Source organism: Veillonella absiana, assembly GCF_032970865.1.
Classification (GTDB): domain Bacteria; phylum Bacillota; class Negativicutes; order Veillonellales; family Veillonellaceae; genus Veillonella; species Veillonella absiana.
This window is the reverse complement of record NZ_JAWJZB010000008.1, coordinates 59,383-82,289: the sequence shown is the minus strand read 5'-3', so window position 1 is coordinate 82,289 and position 22,907 is coordinate 59,383. Positions and strand designations below refer to the sequence as shown.

General features: G+C 39.1%; 19 protein-coding genes. All 19 read right to left on the bottom strand.

Annotation, left to right across the window (positions count from 1 at the left end; genetic code table 11):
* Positions 1–16 precede the first annotated feature (16 nt).
* Entirely contained in the window at positions 17–538 is a 522-nt protein-coding gene (locus tag RVY80_RS07600) for a KdsC family phosphatase (RefSeq protein WP_295190592.1), read from the bottom strand.
* Positions 538–1,509 carry a KpsF/GutQ family sugar-phosphate isomerase gene (locus RVY80_RS07595; protein WP_317330129.1) on the bottom strand — a complete coding sequence of 324 codons (972 nt, stop codon included), beginning with the start codon at positions 1,507–1,509 and terminating at the stop codon, positions 538–540. The genes RVY80_RS07600 and RVY80_RS07595 overlap by 1 nt, the downstream gene beginning before the upstream one ends.
* A 12-nt stretch (positions 1,510–1,521) precedes the next feature.
* Positions 1,522–2,340 carry a 3-deoxy-8-phosphooctulonate synthase gene (gene kdsA, locus RVY80_RS07590; RefSeq protein WP_295190597.1) on the bottom strand — a complete coding sequence of 273 codons (819 nt, stop codon included), beginning with the start codon at positions 2,338–2,340 and terminating at the stop codon, positions 1,522–1,524.
* Positions 2,337–3,071, bottom strand: coding sequence for a 3-deoxy-manno-octulosonate cytidylyltransferase (gene kdsB / locus RVY80_RS07585; protein WP_317330128.1), 735 nt, complete (start codon positions 3,069–3,071; stop codon positions 2,337–2,339). The genes kdsA and kdsB overlap by 4 nt, the downstream gene beginning before the upstream one ends.
* A 41-nt stretch (positions 3,072–3,112) precedes the next feature.
* Positions 3,113–4,225, bottom strand: a complete 1,113-nt coding sequence (gene lpxK, locus RVY80_RS07580) for a tetraacyldisaccharide 4'-kinase (protein WP_295190603.1) — start codon at positions 4,223–4,225, stop codon at positions 3,113–3,115.
* 30 nt (positions 4,226–4,255) lie between these two features.
* Positions 4,256–5,560, bottom strand: a complete 1,305-nt coding sequence (locus RVY80_RS07575; RefSeq protein ID WP_295190606.1) for a 3-deoxy-D-manno-octulosonic acid transferase — start codon at positions 5,558–5,560, stop codon at positions 4,256–4,258.
* A 2-nt stretch (positions 5,561–5,562) separates the two neighbouring features.
* Positions 5,563–7,296 (bottom strand): lipid A export permease/ATP-binding protein MsbA, encoded by a 1,734-nt coding sequence (gene msbA / locus RVY80_RS07570; RefSeq protein ID WP_295192313.1) that lies wholly within the window; start codon positions 7,294–7,296, stop codon positions 5,563–5,565.
* Entirely contained in the window at positions 7,289–8,431 is a 1,143-nt protein-coding gene (gene lpxB, locus RVY80_RS07565) for a lipid-A-disaccharide synthase (protein ID WP_295192316.1), read from the bottom strand. Before lpxB ends, msbA begins: the two co-directional genes overlap by 8 nt.
* A 21-nt stretch (positions 8,432–8,452) precedes the next feature.
* On the bottom strand, positions 8,453–9,277 hold the full coding sequence (locus tag RVY80_RS07560) for an LpxI family protein (RefSeq protein ID WP_295192318.1): 825 nt from the start codon (positions 9,275–9,277) through the stop codon (positions 8,453–8,455).
* Positions 9,278–9,526: 249 nt separating this feature from the next.
* Positions 9,527–10,339 (bottom strand): acyl-ACP--UDP-N-acetylglucosamine O-acyltransferase, encoded by an 813-nt coding sequence (lpxA, locus tag RVY80_RS07555; protein WP_295190618.1) that lies wholly within the window; start codon positions 10,337–10,339, stop codon positions 9,527–9,529.
* Positions 10,340–10,356: 17 nt separating this feature from the next.
* Positions 10,357–10,782, bottom strand: a complete 426-nt coding sequence (gene fabZ / locus RVY80_RS07550; protein ID WP_295190621.1) for a 3-hydroxyacyl-ACP dehydratase FabZ — start codon at positions 10,780–10,782, stop codon at positions 10,357–10,359.
* Positions 10,779–11,618 carry a UDP-3-O-acyl-N-acetylglucosamine deacetylase gene (gene lpxC, locus RVY80_RS07545; RefSeq protein WP_295192373.1) on the bottom strand — a complete coding sequence of 280 codons (840 nt, stop codon included), beginning with the start codon at positions 11,616–11,618 and terminating at the stop codon, positions 10,779–10,781. The genes fabZ and lpxC overlap by 4 nt, the downstream gene beginning before the upstream one ends.
* 129 nt (positions 11,619–11,747) lie before the next feature.
* Entirely contained in the window at positions 11,748–12,653 is a 906-nt protein-coding gene (locus tag RVY80_RS07540) for a lysophospholipid acyltransferase family protein (protein WP_295192320.1), read from the bottom strand.
* A 7-nt stretch (positions 12,654–12,660) separates the two neighbouring features.
* Positions 12,661–13,692, bottom strand: coding sequence for a UDP-3-O-(3-hydroxymyristoyl)glucosamine N-acyltransferase (lpxD, locus tag RVY80_RS07535; RefSeq protein WP_317330126.1), 1,032 nt, complete (start codon positions 13,690–13,692; stop codon positions 12,661–12,663).
* Positions 13,693–13,736: 44 nt separating this feature from the next.
* Positions 13,737–14,207 carry an OmpH/Skp family outer membrane protein gene (locus RVY80_RS07530; RefSeq protein WP_295190061.1) on the bottom strand — a complete coding sequence of 157 codons (471 nt, stop codon included), beginning with the start codon at positions 14,205–14,207 and terminating at the stop codon, positions 13,737–13,739.
* Between the two features lie 10 nt (positions 14,208–14,217).
* Complete coding sequence (locus RVY80_RS07525) at positions 14,218–15,198, bottom strand: hypothetical protein (protein ID WP_310746280.1); 981 nt, start codon at positions 15,196–15,198, stop codon at positions 14,218–14,220.
* 143 nt (positions 15,199–15,341) lie between these two features.
* Positions 15,342–15,839: an OmpH family outer membrane protein gene (locus RVY80_RS07520; protein ID WP_295192324.1), complete on the bottom strand. Its 498-nt coding sequence runs from the start codon at positions 15,837–15,839 to the stop codon at positions 15,342–15,344.
* A gap of 196 nt (positions 15,840–16,035) precedes the next feature.
* Positions 16,036–18,207, bottom strand: a complete 2,172-nt coding sequence (locus tag RVY80_RS07515; protein WP_317330125.1) for a BamA/OMP85 family outer membrane protein — start codon at positions 18,205–18,207, stop codon at positions 16,036–16,038.
* Between the two features lie 205 nt (positions 18,208–18,412).
* The gene (locus RVY80_RS07510) at positions 18,413–22,717 is read right to left on the bottom strand and encodes a translocation/assembly module TamB domain-containing protein (RefSeq protein WP_317330123.1); all 4,305 of its coding nucleotides are present in this window, start codon (positions 22,715–22,717) and stop codon (positions 18,413–18,415) included.
* Positions 22,718–22,907: the final 190 nt, after the last annotated feature.

Here is a 22,907-nt window from a genome sequence, read left to right as displayed (position 1 = left end):
TCTGCTCACCTCCAATCTATTGACCTTGCATATGCGCCTCTTGTTTATATGTTTCCACAACCTGAGACCACATGTTTTGTTCTTTTAAAATATATTCTACAGCTTCGCGAACCGCACCGGCTCCACCTTCAGCAGTCGTTACATAATCTGCTACAGATTTTACTTCAGCAGCTGCATTCGCTGGTGCAATAGCAAGTCCCGCTAATTGCAATGAGCCTAAATCATTTAAATCGTCGCCCATATAAGCTACTTGGGATAAGTCAATCTGTTCCTGTTCACATAAAGTGCGAAGAGCATTCGTTTTATTGCCCTCTCCCATTTGGAGCGCATCAAAATGTAGTTCCGTAGCACGTCGCTCTACCATAGGTGACACACGAGCTGTAATGATGGCTAATTTAATACCACAGCTACGAGCTGCCGTAAGACCTAGCCCATCTTTCACATGGAATTCTTTAATTTCCTCTCCATGAGAGGTATAGATTAAATGACCATTTGTTAATACGCCATCTACATCTAGTACAAGCCATTTAATATCCATTATACAATGCCTCGACGAAGTAAATCAGTGATATGCACGATACCGAGACATTGCCCCTCTTGGTCTACCACAGGCAACACCGTAATAGGACGAGGTTGATTCTTTTCCATCATATGCATAGCTTCTGCAGCTAGTTTTTCTTGTGTAATAGTACGTGGCATTTTTGTCATCATGTCCTCAACAGGCCATTCTAAAAAATTACTGCCTGAATCTAGGCCACGACGCACATCGCCATCCGTTACTAAGCCAATTAATTTACCGGATTCATTCACCACATTGGTAGCACCCAAGCCTTTATCAGTCATCACAAACAATGCATCGCGCACTGTAGACCCTTTATGAACGACTGGATTATCTGCGCCACCATGCATGATATTTTTAACAGTGAGCAATAATTTCCGTCCTAAAGAACCGCCTGGATGGAAAATAGCAAAGTTTTCTGGTGTAAAATGCTGTTGTTCCAACAAGCAAATCGCCAAGGCATCTCCTAATGCCAATGCCACCGTAGTGCTTGTCGTAGGCGCCAAATTTAATGGACACGCTTCACGTTCTACTTTAGCCAATAATACAATATCTGCATTTTTAGCCAATGTAGAATCTGCATTACCTACAACACAAATTAGTTTTGCTCCAATACGTCGTAAGGAAGGTAAAATAGAAATGATTTCACCCGTTTCTCCACTGTTGGAGAATGCTAGGACCACATCATTGTCTGTTACCATACCCAAGTCACCATGTACGCCTTCTGCGGGATGCAAGAAGAATGCTGGTGTGCCAGTGCTAGCCAATGTAGCCGCAATTTTTGTAGCTATATGGCCAGATTTACCCATACCAGTACAAATCACGCGACCCTTTGACTCAAGAATCATATTAACAGCATTCACAAAACTAGAGTCTAATGTTTCTATTAACTGCTCAATGGCTTGTGCCTCTTGACGAAGCACAGATGCCGCTTGATCTAATATGTTCATGACAGAAACCCCTTATTTCTTCACAATTTTATCGATGGCAATTAAGTCACTTAACACTTCTTCTAATTGGTCTAAATACAACATATTAGGACCATCAGATAATGCTTCTGCTGGATTGTCATGAACTTCAAAGAATAAACCATCTACACCACTTGCTACCGCTGCGCGTGCAAGGTTTGGTACAAATTCACGATTACCACTAGAAGATGTACCGGCCCCACCAGGTAATTGAACGCTATGAGTAGCATCAAAGATAACAGGATAATCAAAGGATCTCATAATTGGGAATGAACGCATATCCACTACCAAATTATTGTAACCAAAGCTGAACCCACGTTCTGTGAGCATCAAATTTTCATTACCGGATTCTTTCATTTTATTTAATACATTTTCCATGTCTTTTGGGGCCATAAATTGGCCTTTTTTCACGTTTACGCATTTGCCTGTTTTAGCAGCTCCGTATACGAGATCAGTTTGGCGACATAAGAATGCAGGAATTTGAAGGATATCAAGAACTTCTGCAGCAGGTTCGATTTGTTCAATAGAATGAATATCACTCACTACAGGTACTTGTAATTCTTCTTTAATACTCTTTAAAATTTTTAGCCCTTCTTCAATACCAGGGCCACGGAAGGAATTAAAACTAGAGCGATTCGCCTTGTCAAAGGATGCCTTGAATATATACGGAACCCCTAATTTATCACAAATAGCCTTCGCACGTTTACCAATAGCTAATGTGCGATCATAATCTTCGATAACACATGGGCCAGCCAATAGGAACAAGCCTTTGCCACCACCAACTGTAATATCACCTATTTGAACTGTTTTCATTTATTCTCCTTTTGTGCAAATATTTTATTGACACGTACTAGATCTTCTGGTGTATCCACACCAACAAAACGTTTATCTGTAATAATGACACGAATAGTATGGCCGTTTTCTAGAGCTCTCAATTGTTCAAGAGACTCCGTTTGTTCTGCCGCTGTTGGTGCCATTTTTGCATAGTCTAATAAAAAATCACGTTTATATGCGTAAATCCCAATATGTTTTAATGGGGCTTTCACAAAATCGTGGCGTGGAAATGGAATCAAGGAGCGAGAGAAATACATAGCATCACCACGATTGTTACAAATAACCTTTACTGCAGAAGGTTCATCATATTCCTCCTCCAATAACGGTGTTGCCACCGTAGCCATTTGCAATGTAGGATCTTCATCAAAGAGAGATGCTAGTTGATCAATGATGGCCGCATCAATTAATGGTTCATCACCTTGCACATTGATGATAACATCAATATCAGTATATTGTTCAGCTACTTCAGCTAGTCGATCTGTGCCTGTGGGGTGATTCGGATTGGTCATCACTACAGTACCACCAAACTGTTCTGCTGTAGTATATACGCGTTGATCATCGGTGGCTATAATCACCATTTCTGGTTTTATAGCAAGTTTTACCTGATCAAACACACGTTCAATCATAGGTTTACCAGCGATATCTGCCAATGGTTTACCAGGTAAACGCGTAGAAGCATATCGAGCTGGTATAACACATGCAAATTTCATGATATTCGCTCCTTCCCTTATATACATTTTTTTATTATACACTAATTATGTAAAAGTTCTATGAAATCTCGCTCATTACTGATAAATTCAATGCCGATACACAATACATAAATGGGCAAATTAAAATCATCAATCGCCCGTAATTGGCTAAGCTTTACGGCATCTTTTTCCGTAATAATCACAGCTTGCGCCTGTTTAGCAAAGGCCATTTTCCACATATCAACTACATCATCATTAGAAAATTCATGATGATCTCCAAAGGACAACATGTGTACCACATCGTAACCAATACCTTTTAATGTGAGTTCAAAGGATTTTGGATTACCGATTCCACTACACGCCATAATAGGTTGGTTGATATAGGCATCAACGGGTCTTCCCTCTTCACCATTTGTCCATTCCTCTAAGGTACAGACACGTTGTGGCATATGAGTTGTCTCAAATACAGGAACTCCAGGCACAAGTTGTTGTAATCTTTTTTTGATAGATGCAATCACACCTGATGTTACTTGATCTACCTTAGTAAGCACAATGATAGAAGCTCGTTTTAATCCCTCCAATGGCTCACGTAACAGACCACGAGGCAATACATAGTCATAACCAAATGGATTCGATGCATCAAGAAGAACAATGTCTTTATCTCGACCAAGCGCTCTGTGTTGGAAACCATCATCCATCACAAGAATATCTGCGCCTAATTCATTAATAGCAATATGAGCCAACGCTACGCGCTCACGTCCGATGACTACACCAGTATGAGGTAGCACTTTCCCCAGTAGCCATGCTTCATCACCACTAATACTTGGTTCTACTAGCATTTCTCCATTATTAGAAATGACAATATTCTTCTTATTATCCTCAGCACGATAACCACGACTCAATACAGCTGGATGCTTACCTTGTTTAATGAGTGCATCACAGATAAATCGAACCATAGGTGTTTTGCCCGTACCACCCGCTGTAATATTACCAACACTAATAACAGGTACATTTACACGTGTTACGCCTTTTCCTGCATCGAATTTATCATTTCGAAGCGTCACGCCTTTTTCATAAGCCTTGCTGAGCCATCCAAGCCCTTTACGAGCTACATCGCCAAGAATGGTATCATTATTTCCACTGACGATATCTTTGAAAATTTCTTCACCGTTCATGAGGTTTCCCCTTTCATGGTAACAAAGATATTAAGGAATAATATGGAATACTTCAAATAATTTTCGCAGTTCTTGCGTATTACGTTGTGTAGCACCACGGTTTTCATGAACTACTTGAAGGCAGTTAGCACTCATTTTCTCTGATAGTTCCTTATCACTGCATAGTTTCAAAACCATAGCTGTTAACTCCGTAGCATTTTGTACTTGCACACAAGCATCACGAGAACTTAGCAAACTAAAGATTTCCTTGAAGTTAAACATATGCGGACCTACTACAATAGGCTTACCGTGTGCTGCTGGTTCAAGAATATTATGACCACCCGTTTTAACAAGAGATCCACCTACAAAAATAATATCACCTAAACTATAGAGACGACCTAATTCACCAATCGTATCTAATACCACCACAGGAATTTCTTCATGAACAGGTTCGGTCATGTCACTACGACAAATAGCTTTTAAACCATATTGCTTGGCTAAGTTTTGTACATCATGACCGCGATAGATTTCACGTGGCGCAATGAGTAGGCGTGCTTGTGGGTATTGTTGTAAAACTAGTTTGAATGTATCCAGTAAGGCTTCTTCTTCCCCTTTATGAGTACTACCAGCAATGAGAATGGGATGGTTATTACCAAAACCAAATTCATCTAATAGCTCTGCTTTTTCCTCAGCCGTAACAGTCGCATAGGTTTGATCATATTTCATATTGCCTGTCACCGTAATATTCACGATAGGTGCGCCTAATTGATTGATATAGTCCGCATCAAATTTAGATTGCATGCAGAATCGACTGATAGAACGCAACATTTCACGAGTGAAAGAACGAATAAACTTGTATCGACGCATACTGCGGTCACTGATACGACCATTGACCATCATAACAGGTATTTTTTCATCTTGTGCAATACGCAAGAAGTTTGGCCATATTTCTGTTTCTACTAGCAAAATAGTAATAGGTTTTATAATATGCAAAATTTTACGCGTTAAATATGGCAAATCTAGGGGAAAGAAGATAATCCCTTCCGCTTCTGGAATAATACGATGAGCCATAGCATGGCCTGTAGCAGTAACCACAGATACAACTACTACCGCCTCTGGAAACTCCCGCTTAATATCTTTTACCAAAGGACTAGTGGCTACAATTTCACCAACGGACGCTGCATGAATCCATATAGCACGACGCTCTTCAATTTTCTTTAATAGTGACACTGGCATATAGCCTGCACTTTGTTTAATACGCTCATAAAAACCTTCTTCAAAGGCTAAACGGTATAAAATTACCGGTATAAGCCCTATCCAATAGATAATGAGCAGTACATTATAGATCCAATACATACTTATCCTTTACTTGAAAATTGAACGGAATACAAATGATTATATAGGCCATCTTCCATAGCTAATAATTCTTGATGGGTACCACGTTCAACTAGTTCCCCTTGTTTTAACACAATAATTTGATGTGCATTTTTAACTGTACTTAAACGATGCGCAATAACAAAAGCCGTACGGCCATGCATTAAACGATCAAGCGCTTCTTGTACAAGCTTTTCACTCTCTGTATCTAGAGCAGATGTAGCTTCATCTAAAATCAATATTTTGGGGTCCTTCAAAATAGCCCTAGCAATAGCCACCCGTTGACGTTGACCGCCAGATAAGGAACTACCTCGTTCCCCTACTACTGTATCTAATCCATTTGGCAACTTCTCTACAAATTCTAATACATTCGCCGCTTTAGCAGCTTCGTATACTTCTGCATCAGTAGCATCTAGACGACCATATAAAATATTTTCCTTAATCGTCGCATTAAACAACACTGTTTCTTGTGGTACTAGACCAATTTGTTCACGCAATGATTTGAAAGTAACATCACGCACATCATGTCCATCAATTTTGATAGCACCTGCTGATACATCATAGAATCGAGGCAACAAATTAGCTAATGTTGTTTTGCCAGCCCCAGATGGACCAACTATGGCAACAACTTCACCCGCATGTACTGATAAGGTAAAATCTTTTAATGCCTTTTTATCCGGAGAATATTCAAAATCTACATGGGAAAAATCAACATCACCTCGTACAGTTGGTAATTCTTTCGCCTTACTTTTTTCTACCACTTCAGATTTTGTATCTAATACTTCGAATACCCGATCTGCTGCGGCCAAAGCCTTTTGAATTGCACCATATACTTGGCTCAAGCGTTTTACAGGGTTAGATAAGTTAATGGCATAAATCAAGAAGGCAATCAAAGAACCAGCAGTAATAGTGCCAGTCACAACAGAATACCCACCATACCAAAGGATGATAGCAATCGCAATTGATGCAGAGAACTCAACCATAGGGCTTAATAAGCTCGTCAACTTCGTAGCTTTCATAACAGCTCGAAAATTGCGTTCGTTTTCAACCTGGAAGCGGTCCATTTCAAAACCTTCTCGAGCAAAGGATTTTACCACGCGAATCGCGGAAATTGTTTCTTGTAGCAATGCCGTAATATCTGCAATACGCCCTTGCACATCATGACCTGCATAACGTAATTTTTTACCAAATACATTGATAATTAGTAACACAACTGGCACTACGACGAAAGTTACAATGGTCAATTTCCAGTCGATGAGGAGCATGGATACCAAGGACCCAATAAGCGTAACAGATTCCGTAATAAGGGATACTAAATTACTTACCACTGCTGTTTGCAATGCAGATACGTCATTTGTCAATTTACTCATGATAACACCCGTTTTATGACGGTCAAAGTAAGATAATGACAAACGCTGTAAATGTGTAAAAATGGCCTCTCTCACATCAATGATAACTCGTTCGCCAATATAAGACATATTATAAGTCTGTCCATAAGTAGCAAAGCCACGAATAAGGAATATCAACACGATAGCGATAACCACGAGGTTCAGCATATATAAATTTTTATCAGTTAGTACTTGGTCTACTACATTTTTAATGAGCCACGGCACCACGAGGTAAGCCGCTGTAGCTACAATCATGCAAAATATTGCAAAAATCATGCGCTTCATGTAAGGCTTTACAAAATATAATAAACGACCATAACTATTATTCATGAATTTTCTCCTCAGCTAATGAGCCAATCACTTGTGCTACGCGTTTCACTGCCCCTGGTGCACCAAGTGCATCGCGGACAGCTCGTAAATCACTACGCATAGCCTCATTAGCTGCTGCATCTGTTAATAAAGGCTCTACATAAGCCAAAATTTTTGTAATATTCACATCCCCTTGTAGAATTTCAGGAATCACTTGTTTACCAGCAATAATATTTGGTAGACCTACAAAATTAAGATTCACCAGCATTTTCCCTAAACCATAAGTCACTGGAGACACTTGATACAAAAGAACTGTTGGTAATTCCATCATCGCCGTTTCTAATGTTGCCGTGCCAGATGCCGCTAGGCATACATCACAGATTTGCATCAAATCATAAGTATGCTCCTCTGTAATAGTCACTGGCACATGATGAGCATCAATAAAGGCTTCTAATTCCTCACGATCAATTGTATGAGCACGAGGAAGGAAAAATTGAATATCCTCATGTGCTTCCATTAACTGTTCACCGGCTTGGAGCATTGTATCCAATAAAGATAATACCTCTTGTTTCCGACTGCCTGGCATGAGTAGAATCTTCTTTGCCTCAGGACGAGCCCCAAAGAATTCTAGAGATGTCTCTTTTGTCATAGTTGGCTTCACAATATCCACCAATGGATGGCCTACAAATTCTACATCGCAATTAAATTCACGATATGCGTCAGCTTCAAAAGGAAAAATAGAAGCTACCTTTGTAACATATTTTTTAATATCTTTGCCACGGCTTTTATGCCACGCCCAAATAGTAGGAGCAATATAGTACACCACAGGAATATTGAGTTCCTTAGCGACTTTGGCAAGTTTCATATTAAAACCAGGATAATCTACACAAACGAGAACATCTGGTTTTTCTTTAATCATCGTTCTCTTTAAAAAAGTTCTCAGTTCAAAAAATTTAGGTAGAGATTTTATGATTTCTACAATACCGATAATGCCTAAGTTTTTAATGTCATACACAATTCGAACGCCCGCCCGTTCCATGAGCGTACCGCCCATACCAAGCATATCCACATTGGGATATAGTTCTCGCAATGCTTTCGCAACGCTAGCTGCATGTGTATCACCAGAGGCCTCTCCGGCAGAAAACATAATCTTCATAACTAGCCCTTTCTAAATGTATTACTTCCCAACAAATGCCTCATCAACGGCACAAATGACAATACCTTTTTTATTAGCCATATCTAGAACAGCCTCTTGTTCTACAAAAATGGTTCGCTCCGCCTCTACAGCGAGCACTGTACAGCCACTATCAATCATGGACTGCAATGTTTTACGTCCCACTGCAGGCACATCAAAGCGCACATCTTGATCTGGTTTTGCCGTTTTAACAACTACCGATTCACCACGACCAAGCTCACCGCCCCGTTTGATACATGCATCAGTTCCTTCAATAGCCTCAATAGCCATAGCAGCCTTATGCTTAACCACCACGGTTTGACCAATATCTAGGCCCCCCATATGTTTAGCTAATTCGAAACCAAACTTAATATCTTCCCATTGTTCCTGAGTAGGTTGTTTTTTTGAAAGCACCCCTACAGCTGGCATAAATGGTTTTAAATAGGTTGTTTGATCGACTATGGTAAAACCTTCTTTTTCTAGCTCGTCCACCAAGGCAAGCATAATGGTGTCATCTTTACGGTTCTTTAATTTATTTAAAATAGACAATGTTTTCATATCAGGGAATGTAAGACCTTTAAATAATAATTCCTTCGTTACCTTTCCCAACATGGTGATATCTTTAACCTGTTCCTTCTGTAGTGTTTTAAAGATTTTACCAACCTTTGCCACACTAATGTGATAAAAAACATCTGCTTCTTGTTCTAATGTTGTATCGTAATCGGATACAACAGCAATCACCACGACTTCATGTCCCAACAAATGGGCTGCACGCATAAACTCCACTGGCAATATGCCGATACCAGCGATTAATCCAACTCTTGCCACGTGTACACCTCCAATGTTGTTACCATGACGATTAGACATACTTACATACAGTATATTTTACTATAAATCTCAATATTTTACTACATTTTATAGTGCTTTCACACCATATTTTAAGGACAATAACACTATATTTTGAATTTAATTTTATAAAACAAATCACCCCACTCTATCATCAGATAAAATGGGGTGCAATATGTGCCTACTACACATATATATGCCGTATTATGGGCATATTCATATACAATTGTATTAGTCTCTTCGTGTACGCATAATACCACGATCAGCATTACGCAAGAAACGCAACAAGTTTTCCATTTCTACAGAGGAGTTCAATTGCATTTCCATTTCTTCAATGGCACGAGACAAACTGAATCCAGAACGATAAATAATACGAAACGCTTGCTTCAAATCACGACGGACTTCTTCTGAAATACCGGCACGAGATAGGCCAACAGAATTTAGGCCAATAACACGAGCAGGCTGACCATCTGCAATCACATATGGAGGAATATCTTGTACAACCTTAGCCATACCACCTACCATTGCATTGCGACCAATTTTAACGAATTGGTGAATACCAGCTAAGCCACCGATAACAACACGATCTTCTACGATAGCATGCCCAGCAAGACCTGCACAGTTGCTCATGATAACATTATTACCAACGATACAATTATGCGCTACATGAGTACATGCTTGGAACAAACAGTTATTACCAATACGAGTTTCTTCACCTTCACCAGTTGCACGGCTAATAGTTACGAATTCGCGGATTACTGTTTCATCGCCAATATTACAAAAGCTTTTTTCGCCTTTAAATTTCAAATCTTGTGGTTCTAATCCAATGGATGCATTAGGGAAAATTTCACAATTTTTACCGATAGTTGTCCACCCACCGACAATACTGTTTGCACCAACTTTCGTGCCATCTCCGATGACCACATTTTCACCAACAACCGCGCCAGGACCAACGATAACATTTTTGCCCAGCTTAGCATTAGGATGAACTATGGCAGTGCTGTGAATATTAACCTCAGCATTCTCCATGCCAACTACGATCATTACTAATCACTCCTTTATTACACAAGGGCAAACATGTATTCGCCACTAGCACAAAGTTTATCGCCTACAAATGCACGGCCTTCCACTTTGCCCATACGGCCTTTGATTTTTACAATGTCCGCTTCCAAACGAACTGTATCACCAGGTTTTACAGGATGACGGAAACGCACTTTATCAATACCCGTAAACATCGGTGTTAAACCTCTGTTTTCTTTAGGATAGAGTAATGCAATACCGCCTACTTGTGCAATCGCTTCTGTAAGCAATACGCCAGGCATTACAGGATTACCAGGGAAATGACCTTGGAAGAATAATTCATTAAATGTAGCATTCTTGATACCTACAGCTCTTTTCATAGGTTCTAACTCAATAATACGATCCACTAAAAGCATAGGATAGCGATGTGGTAAAATCTCTAAAATATCTTCATGGTTAAGAATCATTGTTGTGTCTCCCTTATTTCTTCCATAATACTACGAGATAAACGTGAATTTAACTCGTGACTTGATTTCAACGCAATTACATGTCCTTTGATTGGTCCAAGCAAGAACAAATCACCGATAACATCTAATACTTTATGTCTTACTAATTCATCATCAAAGCGAGGAACAGATAAACATTTTTTATCATCATAGACTAATGCATTCTCTAACGTCCCACCCTTAGCTAGGCCCACAGCTTGTAATTGTTCTAATTCTTTCATAAAACCAATGGTTCTAGCTGCCGCAATTTCTTTTTGGAAATTTTCCGGCGTAATTTCACAATCACATTGTTGTGTGCCCAATAAAGGATGAGTATTGATAGATGTAAAAGTCATGCGATATCCATCGTAAGGTAAGATAGCAATAAAACGATCACCATCATAAATAGCATGAGATTTTTGCACACTATATACCTGACGTTCTGCTGCTTGAATTTCAATACCGGCTTGTAAAATCAAATCTACAAACACAGCACTGCTACCATCAGCAACAGGTGGTTCAGGAGAATCTAACTCGATAAAGCAATTATCGATTGCCATCGCAGAAAATGCCGCCATCACATGTTCCACAGTAAATACTTTTGCTTCACCATGTTCCAATGTGGTAGCACGCATTGTATTTGTTACATTATCTATATGCGCTTTTACAGAAGGAGCACCCTCTATATCTGTCCGAACAAATACAATTCCTGTATGTTCAGGCGCCGGCTTGAACACCATTGTTACTGGTTCGCCGCTATGAAGGCCATTCCCTTTGTATTGAATTGCCTTTTTAATTGTTTGTTGTGGCATCCGTATTGGGAGTCCTTTCACTATTAACTAATCCAGAATTTACTATACACCAATAAGTATTATACCGTATTTTATACAATCATTACAAGGTAAAAGCCAAAAGGGCATGTAAAGTTTCCCCTACACACCCTTGTTTTATTTAGAAAAATTTTCTGGTGGAGTTTCAATTTTATCTCCATAACATCTACGTGTCCATTTCCATCGATTATGTAGCCAGAACCAATCTTCTGGATGTCGACGAATATAATCTTCCATAAATTCATTTAGTTTAGTTGTTGTCACCGCAGAATCTCGTTTCTTATCATCGGTATGCTCCGCATATATAGGAGCCTCGACGGTAATAACATGCTTCTTTTTATATGGGCTATAATGAATCGTAACCGGAATAATTGGTACATCCTGCAATCGAGCCAAAACAGCAGGCCCAGTTGCCGTCAGTGTTTCATAGCCAAAGAATGGAACTAACACACCAGTTTTACCTGGATCCTGGTCCATAATCAAACCAATAAAACCACCTTTTTTAAGTTCTCCAATCATTTCTCGCATGCCCGTTTTATATGTCACATGTTGATGCATAATAGCGCGGTATTCATTGATGAATTTATCAGCATCACCATTTTGTTGCATCGCTACAGAAATCAGGGGATACCCTTCAGAAGCCAACACACCGCCAAGAAGCTCCCAATTACCACTATGCATAGCTGCAACAATAGCACCTTTACCTGTTTCCTTAGCATCATCAAGATGTTCACGACCGACAAATTCAATCATATTCTTGTAAGCACCATCTTTAATTTCTGGATAGCGCAATACATCAATTATCATACGACCAAACCTTGTCGTGCTAGCTTTTGCTATACGTTTAGCTTCATCTAAATCATCCGTTATACGACAAAACAATATCTGCTCAATGGCCAATTTCTTGCGTTTAGGCGGACATAATAACCATCCTAACTCACCAAGAATCACACCAATTCCATACTGTATGGATTCTGGCAAGAGGCATATAAACGCGCTAAACAACTTCATAAACCTATACATTTATAGATTATCTCTCCTTTAGCTGTGCTTTCAACGCTTCTACTTCTTTTTGTAATTGCTTAATAGTCTTAGCCATATCCGGGAGTCGACTTTCATAAGCAGATAATTTCAACCATTCCTTATGTGGTCTCATTGGATAGCCTGCATACAAACCATTGGATGGTACATTGCCAACAATACCTGTTTTACCCGCAAAGGTAACATTATCACCAATTGTAATATGACCAGTACACCCTGTTTGACCAGCAAAAATAACGTGATTACCACATTTTGTGCTACCTGCAATACCTACTTGAGCAATAAGGAAGCAGTCCTCTCCAATTTCAACATTGTGGCCCAAGTGAACAAGATTGTCAATTTTTGTACCACGACGCACTAAGGTAGATCCCATTGTAGCGTTATCGATACAGGAGCAAGAACCTACTTCTACATCATCTTCAAGGACAACATTGCCTACTTGAGGGATATGTGTATGCACACCATTCTCGGTAGCAAAACCAAATCCTTCGCCACCAATAACAGCTTTCGCACGCAAGACTACACGTTTACCAAGACTACAGTTTTCATGAACAATAGCACCCGCATAAATGGCAGAGTCCTCACCAATACGAGTATTATGCCCAATATACACATACGGATGGATAGTAACATTATCGCCAATCACAGCATTATCATTGATGACACAATATGCGCCAATAGCTACATTTTTACCAATAGTTACATTCTCTCCGATAATAGCGGTTTCATGAATTGTTCTTGGCACTACTACTGGCGGATGGAATAATTCTAAAATTTGAGCAAATGCCACTTTAGCGTTATCTACAATAATTTGTGGAATTGATACATTGGGTACCTCTTTCTCCACGATAACTGCACCGGCTTTACACTGGCTTACATACTCTACATAATCACCAATGGCAAATGTAATAGCATTGGGTGATGCTTGTTCTAAACCTCGGGTTTCTTCGATGACAACCTCACCATTACCGCACACTGTCCCCTGTACCAATTGTGCTAGTTCTTTGACTGTCTTTTGCATTTGGTAACCCCTTCCCTGTCTAAGATGGATGAATCTATAGTGTATTATTTAGTTGCTGCAGTAGTGGCTGTATCTGTACTAGTCGTTGCAGCTTTACCTAATTTGTTGATAACATCATCAGTTACATCTACACCGCCATTAACAACAGCAGCCTTTTGAAATACTACATCTAGTTTTTTCTCTTTAGCGATTTCTGCTGTGGCATTTTCTACAGCTGTTTTGAATTCTTTATTTTGTGCCACACGGTAGTTATAAAATTCTTGTTCACTAGCTTGTTGTACTTGTGCTGTAGCTGCTTCGTCACCAGCTGCTGCTACTTGTTGTAATTTTTGCATCAATTCTTGGTTCTTAGCTTGAAGATTCTTATCAATTTCTTGACCTTTTGTAGTATCGCTAGCAATTTTAGCTACGTCTACATAACCAACTTGTTGTGTGGATCCACAACCAGCAAGAAAACCTACAGATGTTACTAACATCATAGAAATTGCTATTGTTCTCATCATTTTTTTATTCATGTCTATCTCCTTATTGGGCCAAGTACGTTGCCTTTACAGCATCTGTAATATCTAGACCTTTTATGTTACTAATTTGATCGATTACAACTAAATCAAGGCTTTGCTCTTTTGCTACTACGGATACACGCATGCGAATATCCTCTAGTATAGCCTCATGCAAAGCTTCTACCTCTGCCTCTTTATCATGTAAGCGCTGGCTCCATTCAGAATTCCATTTTGCCGCTTCTGGCAATTGAGTATTTGTCATAATATCTTGCGCCTTTGCTTGCATCATTTCATCACGCTTAGCCATGAGCTCTTGTTGCAACGAAGCTGCATAGTCATTTAATTCCTTCTGACCGGCTTCCACGACTGGTGCTAATTCCTCATTAATGCGAGCTTGAATGGATGTAAAATCACGACCTTGTTCTGGGGCTTTAGCCGCTAACAATTCCTTTAGTCGAGCTTCTTTAGCACTACGTTCTGCATCAACCTTTGCTTTTGCTTCAGGATTAACTGGTATACGGCGCAAATACGTGAACAAATCTAGCTGCAAATTTACAATTTCCAAATCACTCTCCGAAGGAGTCGATTTAGCCTCAGCCATATACTTATTCATTAACTCTTTGCGTTTTTCGGCTAACTGTGCATTCATTTCATTTTCTTTAGCTGTAACTTTTGTTTTTAATTCAATATTCACAGAGTCTGTTACATCTGTACTTTGACTCAATGCCTTCAATTGTTCAGCCTGCATCATCGACTTTGTATTCAATGCCTTCTGCTCAACTTCATATTGTGCTTGTAATTGTGCCAACTCTTGTTTAGCTTGCTCATAATCACCATACGATGGATTTAACTTTGCTAGCTCCTCCATTTGTACGACACCAATGGAAGGTCCTTTATGTAAACCTAAAGTTTGACGATTTTTAACAAAACTATAGCCTGCATACATGGCCATAATACCTGCAAGGAGAATCACAGCAAGCAATATTAATTTTAAATTCTTTGTCATAATTCCCCTTTCCTAGAGCAAGAAATAGCTAAGCCAAACCGTTGTCCATATTACAAACATCCGAATATCACATCAATTTAACGCCTGATTGCTATACAAGTACAGCATATAATCGTTTAATTCTAAAGTCATAGAAGCTTATATTATTTATTAGCACTAGCCTCGCTAGTTAATTTATGAAGTACTTGGTCTGTAATATCAACGCCACCGTATACGACAGCACCTTTGCTCATGACTACAGATAAACCTTTTGCTTCACCTACTGCTTTTGCAGCTTCATCAGTTTTATCAGTTAAATTTTTCATCAATTCAGCTTCTTTTGCTTCTAAAGCAGCATCAGTTTCTTGTTTAATTTGTGCTTTCGCTTGATCATCAGCAGCTGCTGCCATTTTAGCTTGTGCCTCTTGAATCAATTTTTGAGAATACTCTTGATATTCTTTACCAGCTGCTACGTATAAAGGATTTTCAGCAGATTGAATTTTACTTGGATCTACAATCCCTACAGAACTATTGCCAGAATCACTCACACCTGGCGTAGCCATTTGTGTATAAGCCAATGCACCAATACCCACAACGAAGATTATGGCTACAATGATAGACACGATTCTTACGTTATGTTTGTTGCTCATCATACGCATCATAATAAAATGCCCTCTTTTCTTAATCGAATTATATATCAGTTCTTACAATATAGGCATTTTGTATAGCCTAGGAAAATCATCTCATCCATATCTGTCTAACTCATAGCAAACTAAAATTATGAATGAAAAAATTTTCGCCCTAATATGGATATTGGTGAAAGCCCCTCACGAGGCTTTCACCATAAATATCTTGCTATTAGAATTGTGTACCAAAGCTGAAGTGGAATTTATTGTCGTCAGAACCAACACCATAGTCAAGACGAACTGGACCAATCGGAGTTGTAATACGAACGCCGGCACCTACGCCAACATTAAATTCTTTTTTGCTATTATACCAAGTTACATTTGGTGCATCCCATGCATCACCGATATCAGCGAAGAGAACGCCTGTAACCTTCTTAACGATTGGCATACGAAGCTCTAATGTAGCATTGTACATTTTCTTACCACGGAATTGGTCATCTTCATAACCACGCAAGGAGTCTGCGCCACCTAATGTGAACAATTGGCTATATGGTGCATCACCTTGGATGAAACCAACACGGCCACGGAATGCCAAAGTTACTTTTTCAGACAATTTGCGGTACATACGAGCTTCTGCAGTAAATTTGTAGAAGTCGAAGTCACCACCTAAACCATGACCAGCCCATTGTGCTGTATAGGAAATACGTTTACCACGACTTGGATCATAGATGTTATCGCGGGAATCATATACTTTTTGCCATGTAGCACTGTTGATGCGGCCAAAGTTATTATCAAGGTAGTTATCATTTGCAAAATCGTACAATTTATTTCCCGCATAGTCGCGATTTCGATCATAACGGTATCCGGAGCTATCGTCATCATCCCATTCGTATTCATCTTTACGAGTTTCCAATGTCAAATAATCACGAGTGTACTCGCCTGTTTGACGACCGAAGGACACGTTAAAGCCTTGGGATTTTTTATCATATTCAGCTACTTCATTACCATTTTCATTGTAGTCAGTGTATTCATCTGTACGGTTGAAATATGTGAAACCGAGAGATGTACCTTTACTATCAATCCAAGGTCTCAAGTAGGAGAATTGAACGTTTTTGTAATTATCGGAACCGCCGATTTCCCAGTGAACTTTAAATTTATCACCAGTACCACGGAAATTATCTTCACCAAATTCGATGATACCAACGAAACCATCGGATTCAGAATAACCAGCACCTAATGTAACAGTACCAGTTTTATGTTCCAATACGTCAACTTCGATAATAACTTTGTCAGGATCATTGCCTGGCAACATACGAACGTTAACATCATCAAAATAACCTAGGTTATAAACGCGTTCTACAGAACGGCGTACCAAGAATTTATTGAAAGGTTTGCCTTTTTTCTGAACGAATTCACGAGTAATTACTTTATCTTTCGTTTTTTTGTTGCCTGCAGGAATGATGTCTTCTACAACACCTTCCACTACAGCCACATGAACGAGGCCAGCATCATCAACGCGAATACCTGCTACGTGCGCTAACATATAGCCGTCACGAGCGTAGGCTGCATTAATGCCTTGAATTTTTTGACCTACGTAAATGGAGTTCAACACTGTACCAGGTTGAATCGCCATGTAATTAACTAAATTTTCAGTAGTGTACACAGAGTTACCTTCAAATGTAACACCATTGACAATAGGATTAACTGTTAATTTATAACTTACTTTTGTACCTTCAGGAACATTTGTGAACACAGGATTTACTTCGGAGAACACACCAGTATTACCCAAGTTTTGAATGTCTTTCACAACGCCTTCATAGGAGATTTTATCGCCTACTTTTTCTGTGAGCAACGCCAACAATTGTGGTTTATTTTGTTCATCCACACCGTCAATATCAAGAGATGTGATAACACGGTCAGCAAATGGCTTAACTGTTTCTTCCGTAGCGGAGGATACGTATTGTGCTTCTACAGTAGCAATAGCTTGATTTTGGCCTGTTTCACTAGCACGATCAAGGTCCGTATCTGCGGTAACACGAGATACCATTTTTACTTGCTTATCATCAGTAGATAATTGAGAGTTGTTAACTACAACAGTACCATCTGTACCTTGCACTACAGTACCGTCTTGGCTGATAGTAGTATCACCACGAGCTGCTGTAATTGCTGCTTGAGCATCCTCTTCAGCTTGTGCTTTTTTATCTAACACTTTACCTTCTGTAGCATTGTATACAGCTTGTTTTTCTGCTGTATCAACTACATCTGCAGTTTGTGTTGTCGTTGTAGTTGTCATATCAGGTGTGTATCCAGCTTGCACGTCTGCAGCATACACACTACCTAGCCCCATAACTGCTGTCAGCACAGATGCTGTTAGCATACGCTTATAGGCTTTATTTGTAAGCATAAATTCCTCCTAAAAACTCTTTTCATAATCAGAGTAATACATCCTTGTTATTATATCATATCCACTTTGCATTGAGTACTACTATAGCAAACTTTTATGAAAGTTGTATGATACCTAAACATAATATTTCATAATGTCCTAAAAGTTCCTATTCCGTCCCTTTAGGACATTACAATCCCATTTTACATTCCTGCATAGAAGCTAATTAAAATTGACGCGTCCAAGTAGTACCAAAATAACCACCATTATCATTCGTCCGCCAACCAGCAAAGTTCAAATGTTTGTCCACTTTATAATTAATACCATATTTATTCATGTTATTGTTCACACCTTGGCCATAGGTTACCATCAAATTAGGAATGATATATTTACCTATTTCAATATTATAATTACCAGATATGTCCCCATCTACAGGCTCATCAGGATTTAATGACCCCGTAGTGATATTAATCATATCAAGGCCCAATGAATTTTGCACTGCATCTTGTACATAGCCAAATGTCAGCATTTGTAAACCTGAAACAAATAAATTATTGGCATCTTGACTAGAGACAGCACTGCTATTCGTTTCTGCCCCTCGACCAAAGGTCAACAAAGATATAATACGTTCTCTGGACAATTGTGGCTCTGATGTTAATGTCATATCAAGCATATCCACTGTACCAGAAACACCCAATTTAATATCATAGCTACTAGTTGTATTTGTTGCCTCTAATAATAATCTAGGCAAGAACGAACCACGCTCAAAATTCGCATTTCCCTTAGTGATATTAAATGTATGATTTAAATATTTAAAGATACCTGACTCTACTTTAAACGATCCATCTGGATTTGGTCTGTTGGTAGAACCTTTGAATCGTACATCACCAGTGATAAGCATATTGTATAGCAATTTATCATACAATCTAACATTTTTACCCGCGTGTACAGTCACATCGAGGCCAAGATTAGTTGATTCGCCACTACTTTCAAAGGAAAGAGGAATCTTAAATTGATTATTTTCAAGATTAATAGTCCCTGTTAGTGTTGGAATCCCTTTCATCTCAGTGATATAAAGTTCCCCATTAATTGGGCCACTTACATATTCATTAGCTAGGTCTAGTTTATCAAGCTGTACAGCCGCATTATAAGATGTTAATGCCCTATGATTCCAAGTCACCTTCGCAGCAAGACCAGCATTACCTTTTCCCATATTTAAAGTAGATTGGAAGTCCATTTGTTTACCCGTGAAAATTAAATTCCCATTAATCTCTTCCATGGGATTACCAATCGTATCAATTTTCATGGTACCATTTCTAACAGTAACAGTCCCGGTTGCCTCTGGATCATCATAAGAACCAGTAATATGAACGGCACCAGATAACGGTCCTTCAGCAGATTTAACAGCGTTTGTCATCAATGGAACAACGGCAAGATCAGCTTCATTAAAATCAACAGTGAGATCCATTGCTTTATTATCCCCTGGAGGTAAATAGCCCGAGGTATACAATGCTGCCAATGGGACTTTACCATAAGCGCTTACTTGATATTTATCCCGAATCCCCATGATACGTTGTACATTAATAACCTTGTTTTCCATTGTTGCCAAGGCAAATGCTTTATCCAATGCAATACCATTTAAAGAACCATTTTCAAGTTCTGCTGATAACTCTGCTTTTGGATTATTGGTTTTACCACTAATGTTAATGACCGATGAAACAATTCCAGTTGCATCAATATCTTTACTTACTAATGGTAAGAATGGTTTAATATTCACACGATTGGCAGCAATCTGAATATCTGCATCCCCATCTAAATCAGCTACACCTCCGGCGGCAATCAATCCATCTTCCACAGGTAGCTGTAATTTACGAATCGTAAACTTGCGATTTGTTAAATCTGCATCTACTACAGCATTACCAATGACATTGCCATCAATACTAAAGTCTGTAATCGTGCCATTTACATCAAGACTTGGATTATCTAATTGACCACCTAACTCAATTTCACCATTTAGCTGTCCATCAAAGCTATCTGTGTCTTGTTGTAGCATATGAATGAGGTTATTAATACTAGCTGTTTCTACCTGTATCGTACCAAACAAGCGATGTGGTTCATCTAACATAACACCACCCTTAACGGTGTATTTGCCAAACTTATCTTCTGTAAACGAGAAATTTTGCAAATTTACTACACTAGGATCTACATAAACATTCCCCTTAACATTTGTTATAGGCACTGAGTTCAATTGCAACGCATTAGATACAACACTACCATCAAACATCGGTTTATCTAATGTGCCAGTTAATGTACCTTTTACATCAGCATATCCATCAATTTTAATATCTTCATTTGTGAGCAAACGGCCTAAATCAATTTGGTCCCCATCAAAGGTGAAATTCAAGTTACTTCCTACCATAGTGCCATATGCTGTAGCCGTAGCACCATAGGCTTGTGCCTTACCGTTGGTAACGGTCAACACATCTCCTTGATAGTTATAATCTGCATATAAATCAGTTACGAGCTTACCTTGTATCGAGCCATCCCACATATGTGCATAGCCATTAACCACTGGTGAATCTATCGTTCCAGTAATATGATTTTCCGTTGTTACCCAACCAGTAATTGGAAACTCTACAAATGGTCGAATGGCATTTTCTAGACGTACCTTATCTGCTTTTACAGACAAATCGAGAGCTCTAGTCCCAGCAAGTCTAGCTGTACCAGTCACCGTATATTCGCCCTCTCCATCAATAATGATCCCACGGGAAATAGTGGCCACATGGTCGTGTAATGTCACGTCTGCCAAAATTTGATCATACCGTGCATCGGCTATATGAATTTCATTAGATGAAATATGGGCCTCTGCCGTTGGATTATCCGTAGTACCCGAAACAGTGCCATAAGCTGTTATATTACCATCTACAGTGTTATTCAAATATTGACTAGCCAATGCCGCTGGAATTGCATTAGCATTGAAACTTAGGTTCATCTCACCATTTTGTAACGTTCCGTATGCCGTAAATTCACCTTCACCAATAAGCGCATTAATTTGACTCACCGTGTAGTTTTCACCATCTCCGGTGAAAGTAGCCCTTGCTTGACTGATAGCAACACCACTGTAGGTAATATCTTCACCATACACATCACCAGTAATACTTGTGACACGATTTTGGCGACCTTTCACGTGAGCAAGGCCAGATACAGTGCCCGTTGCAGAAATATCAACAGCGGCTGTAATAGCAGATAGATCTAAAGCTTCTGCTGTTAATTGTGCTTCAAAATCAGTATTATCCACATCATAAGTAGCACGCCCAGCTAGAACACCATCACCCATATAGGCTTCTAAATTCCCTAAATCGGCTTTGCCTTCTGTATAAGAAATATCAGATTCCACAGAATCGATGACCAAGCCATTATAGGAAATATTTTCACCCAATATGTGCCCGCTAATTTTAGGTGATACCGTAGTACCTGTAATTTGTAAATTGGCTGATGCTAATCCATCAATACCTTGATCAGGTGCCAATGCCAATAAGCTAGCTTGATCCGCTAACACAGTGAGGTTTAAATTCGTATCATCTGCTAATTCAATAACACCATCAACTTGAAATTCTTCTCCATTAATTAGAGCATCACTAGCAGAAATAATAGCCTGATTCTTATTAAGCATAATACGAGCTTGTCCCTCAGTAATGGCATAACTAGTACCACCATTTACATAGGCACCATCAATATCAGTGAGGTTTAAATTGCCGGACATAGTATATCCATTATTGCCGTCACTCTTGATATTTACATGTACATCATCAATAAATCCACCAGAAATGGAAATATCATTTCTAGATTTTAATAATTGATTAACATGAATTGCATTAATGGAATCAGCCTGTACATACACAGCAAAATCATTAAGATTTTTTGTATTAATATTGCCACGAGCCGTAATTTCTTCGCCGTCAAATACAGCTTTCACAGCACCATCGACAACAGGATTATCACGCAAAGAAATAGTACCGTCTACGTCTTCCATTTCATACCGTGTACCGTCAGATAGCCGCGCTGCTACTGTACCATCATTGACTATCACAGAACCGGTAAAAGATGATGAATCACTAGTAGATGAGGATTTCACTAATTGTTGCACATTCCATGTGCCATCCGATAACTGCCATACATGAACATCAGGATTCTCCACAGTAACAGAGGAAATCAAAGACATCGCCTCAGCATCAGAAAAAAGCAATGTCGGTGCTTTTAACACATTTAGGCCCACTTCTACAGTTGGTGCCGTAGCAATTTTATGCCCCGCTGTATCATTTACCACTACATTCTCTAGCCACACAGTACCATCCATGCCAATTGTTAAAGAATCATAATTTACCTTGCCATTAATAGACGTATTTATTTGTTCTTTTACAAGCGGTGCTACATAATTTTCTGCCGCTGGTTTAGCCGTTATGCCAATACTCGTTAGAGCACCTAAACCTAGCACCGCTGCCCCTATGAGAGACAATTGTTTCCGTGTCATCAAAGAACTCCTACATCTGAATTTATCAAACTATGCATTGTATGCATAAATTTTCTATATCTACATCATTATAATAGCATAAAAACACGCATAACCATAGGACTTCAAGGAAATTGTAATAGTTTTTCTCAATGTTCATGCTATCTTCATGAAAGCCATTAAAATTTGCATCTCTAACACCTATAATCTA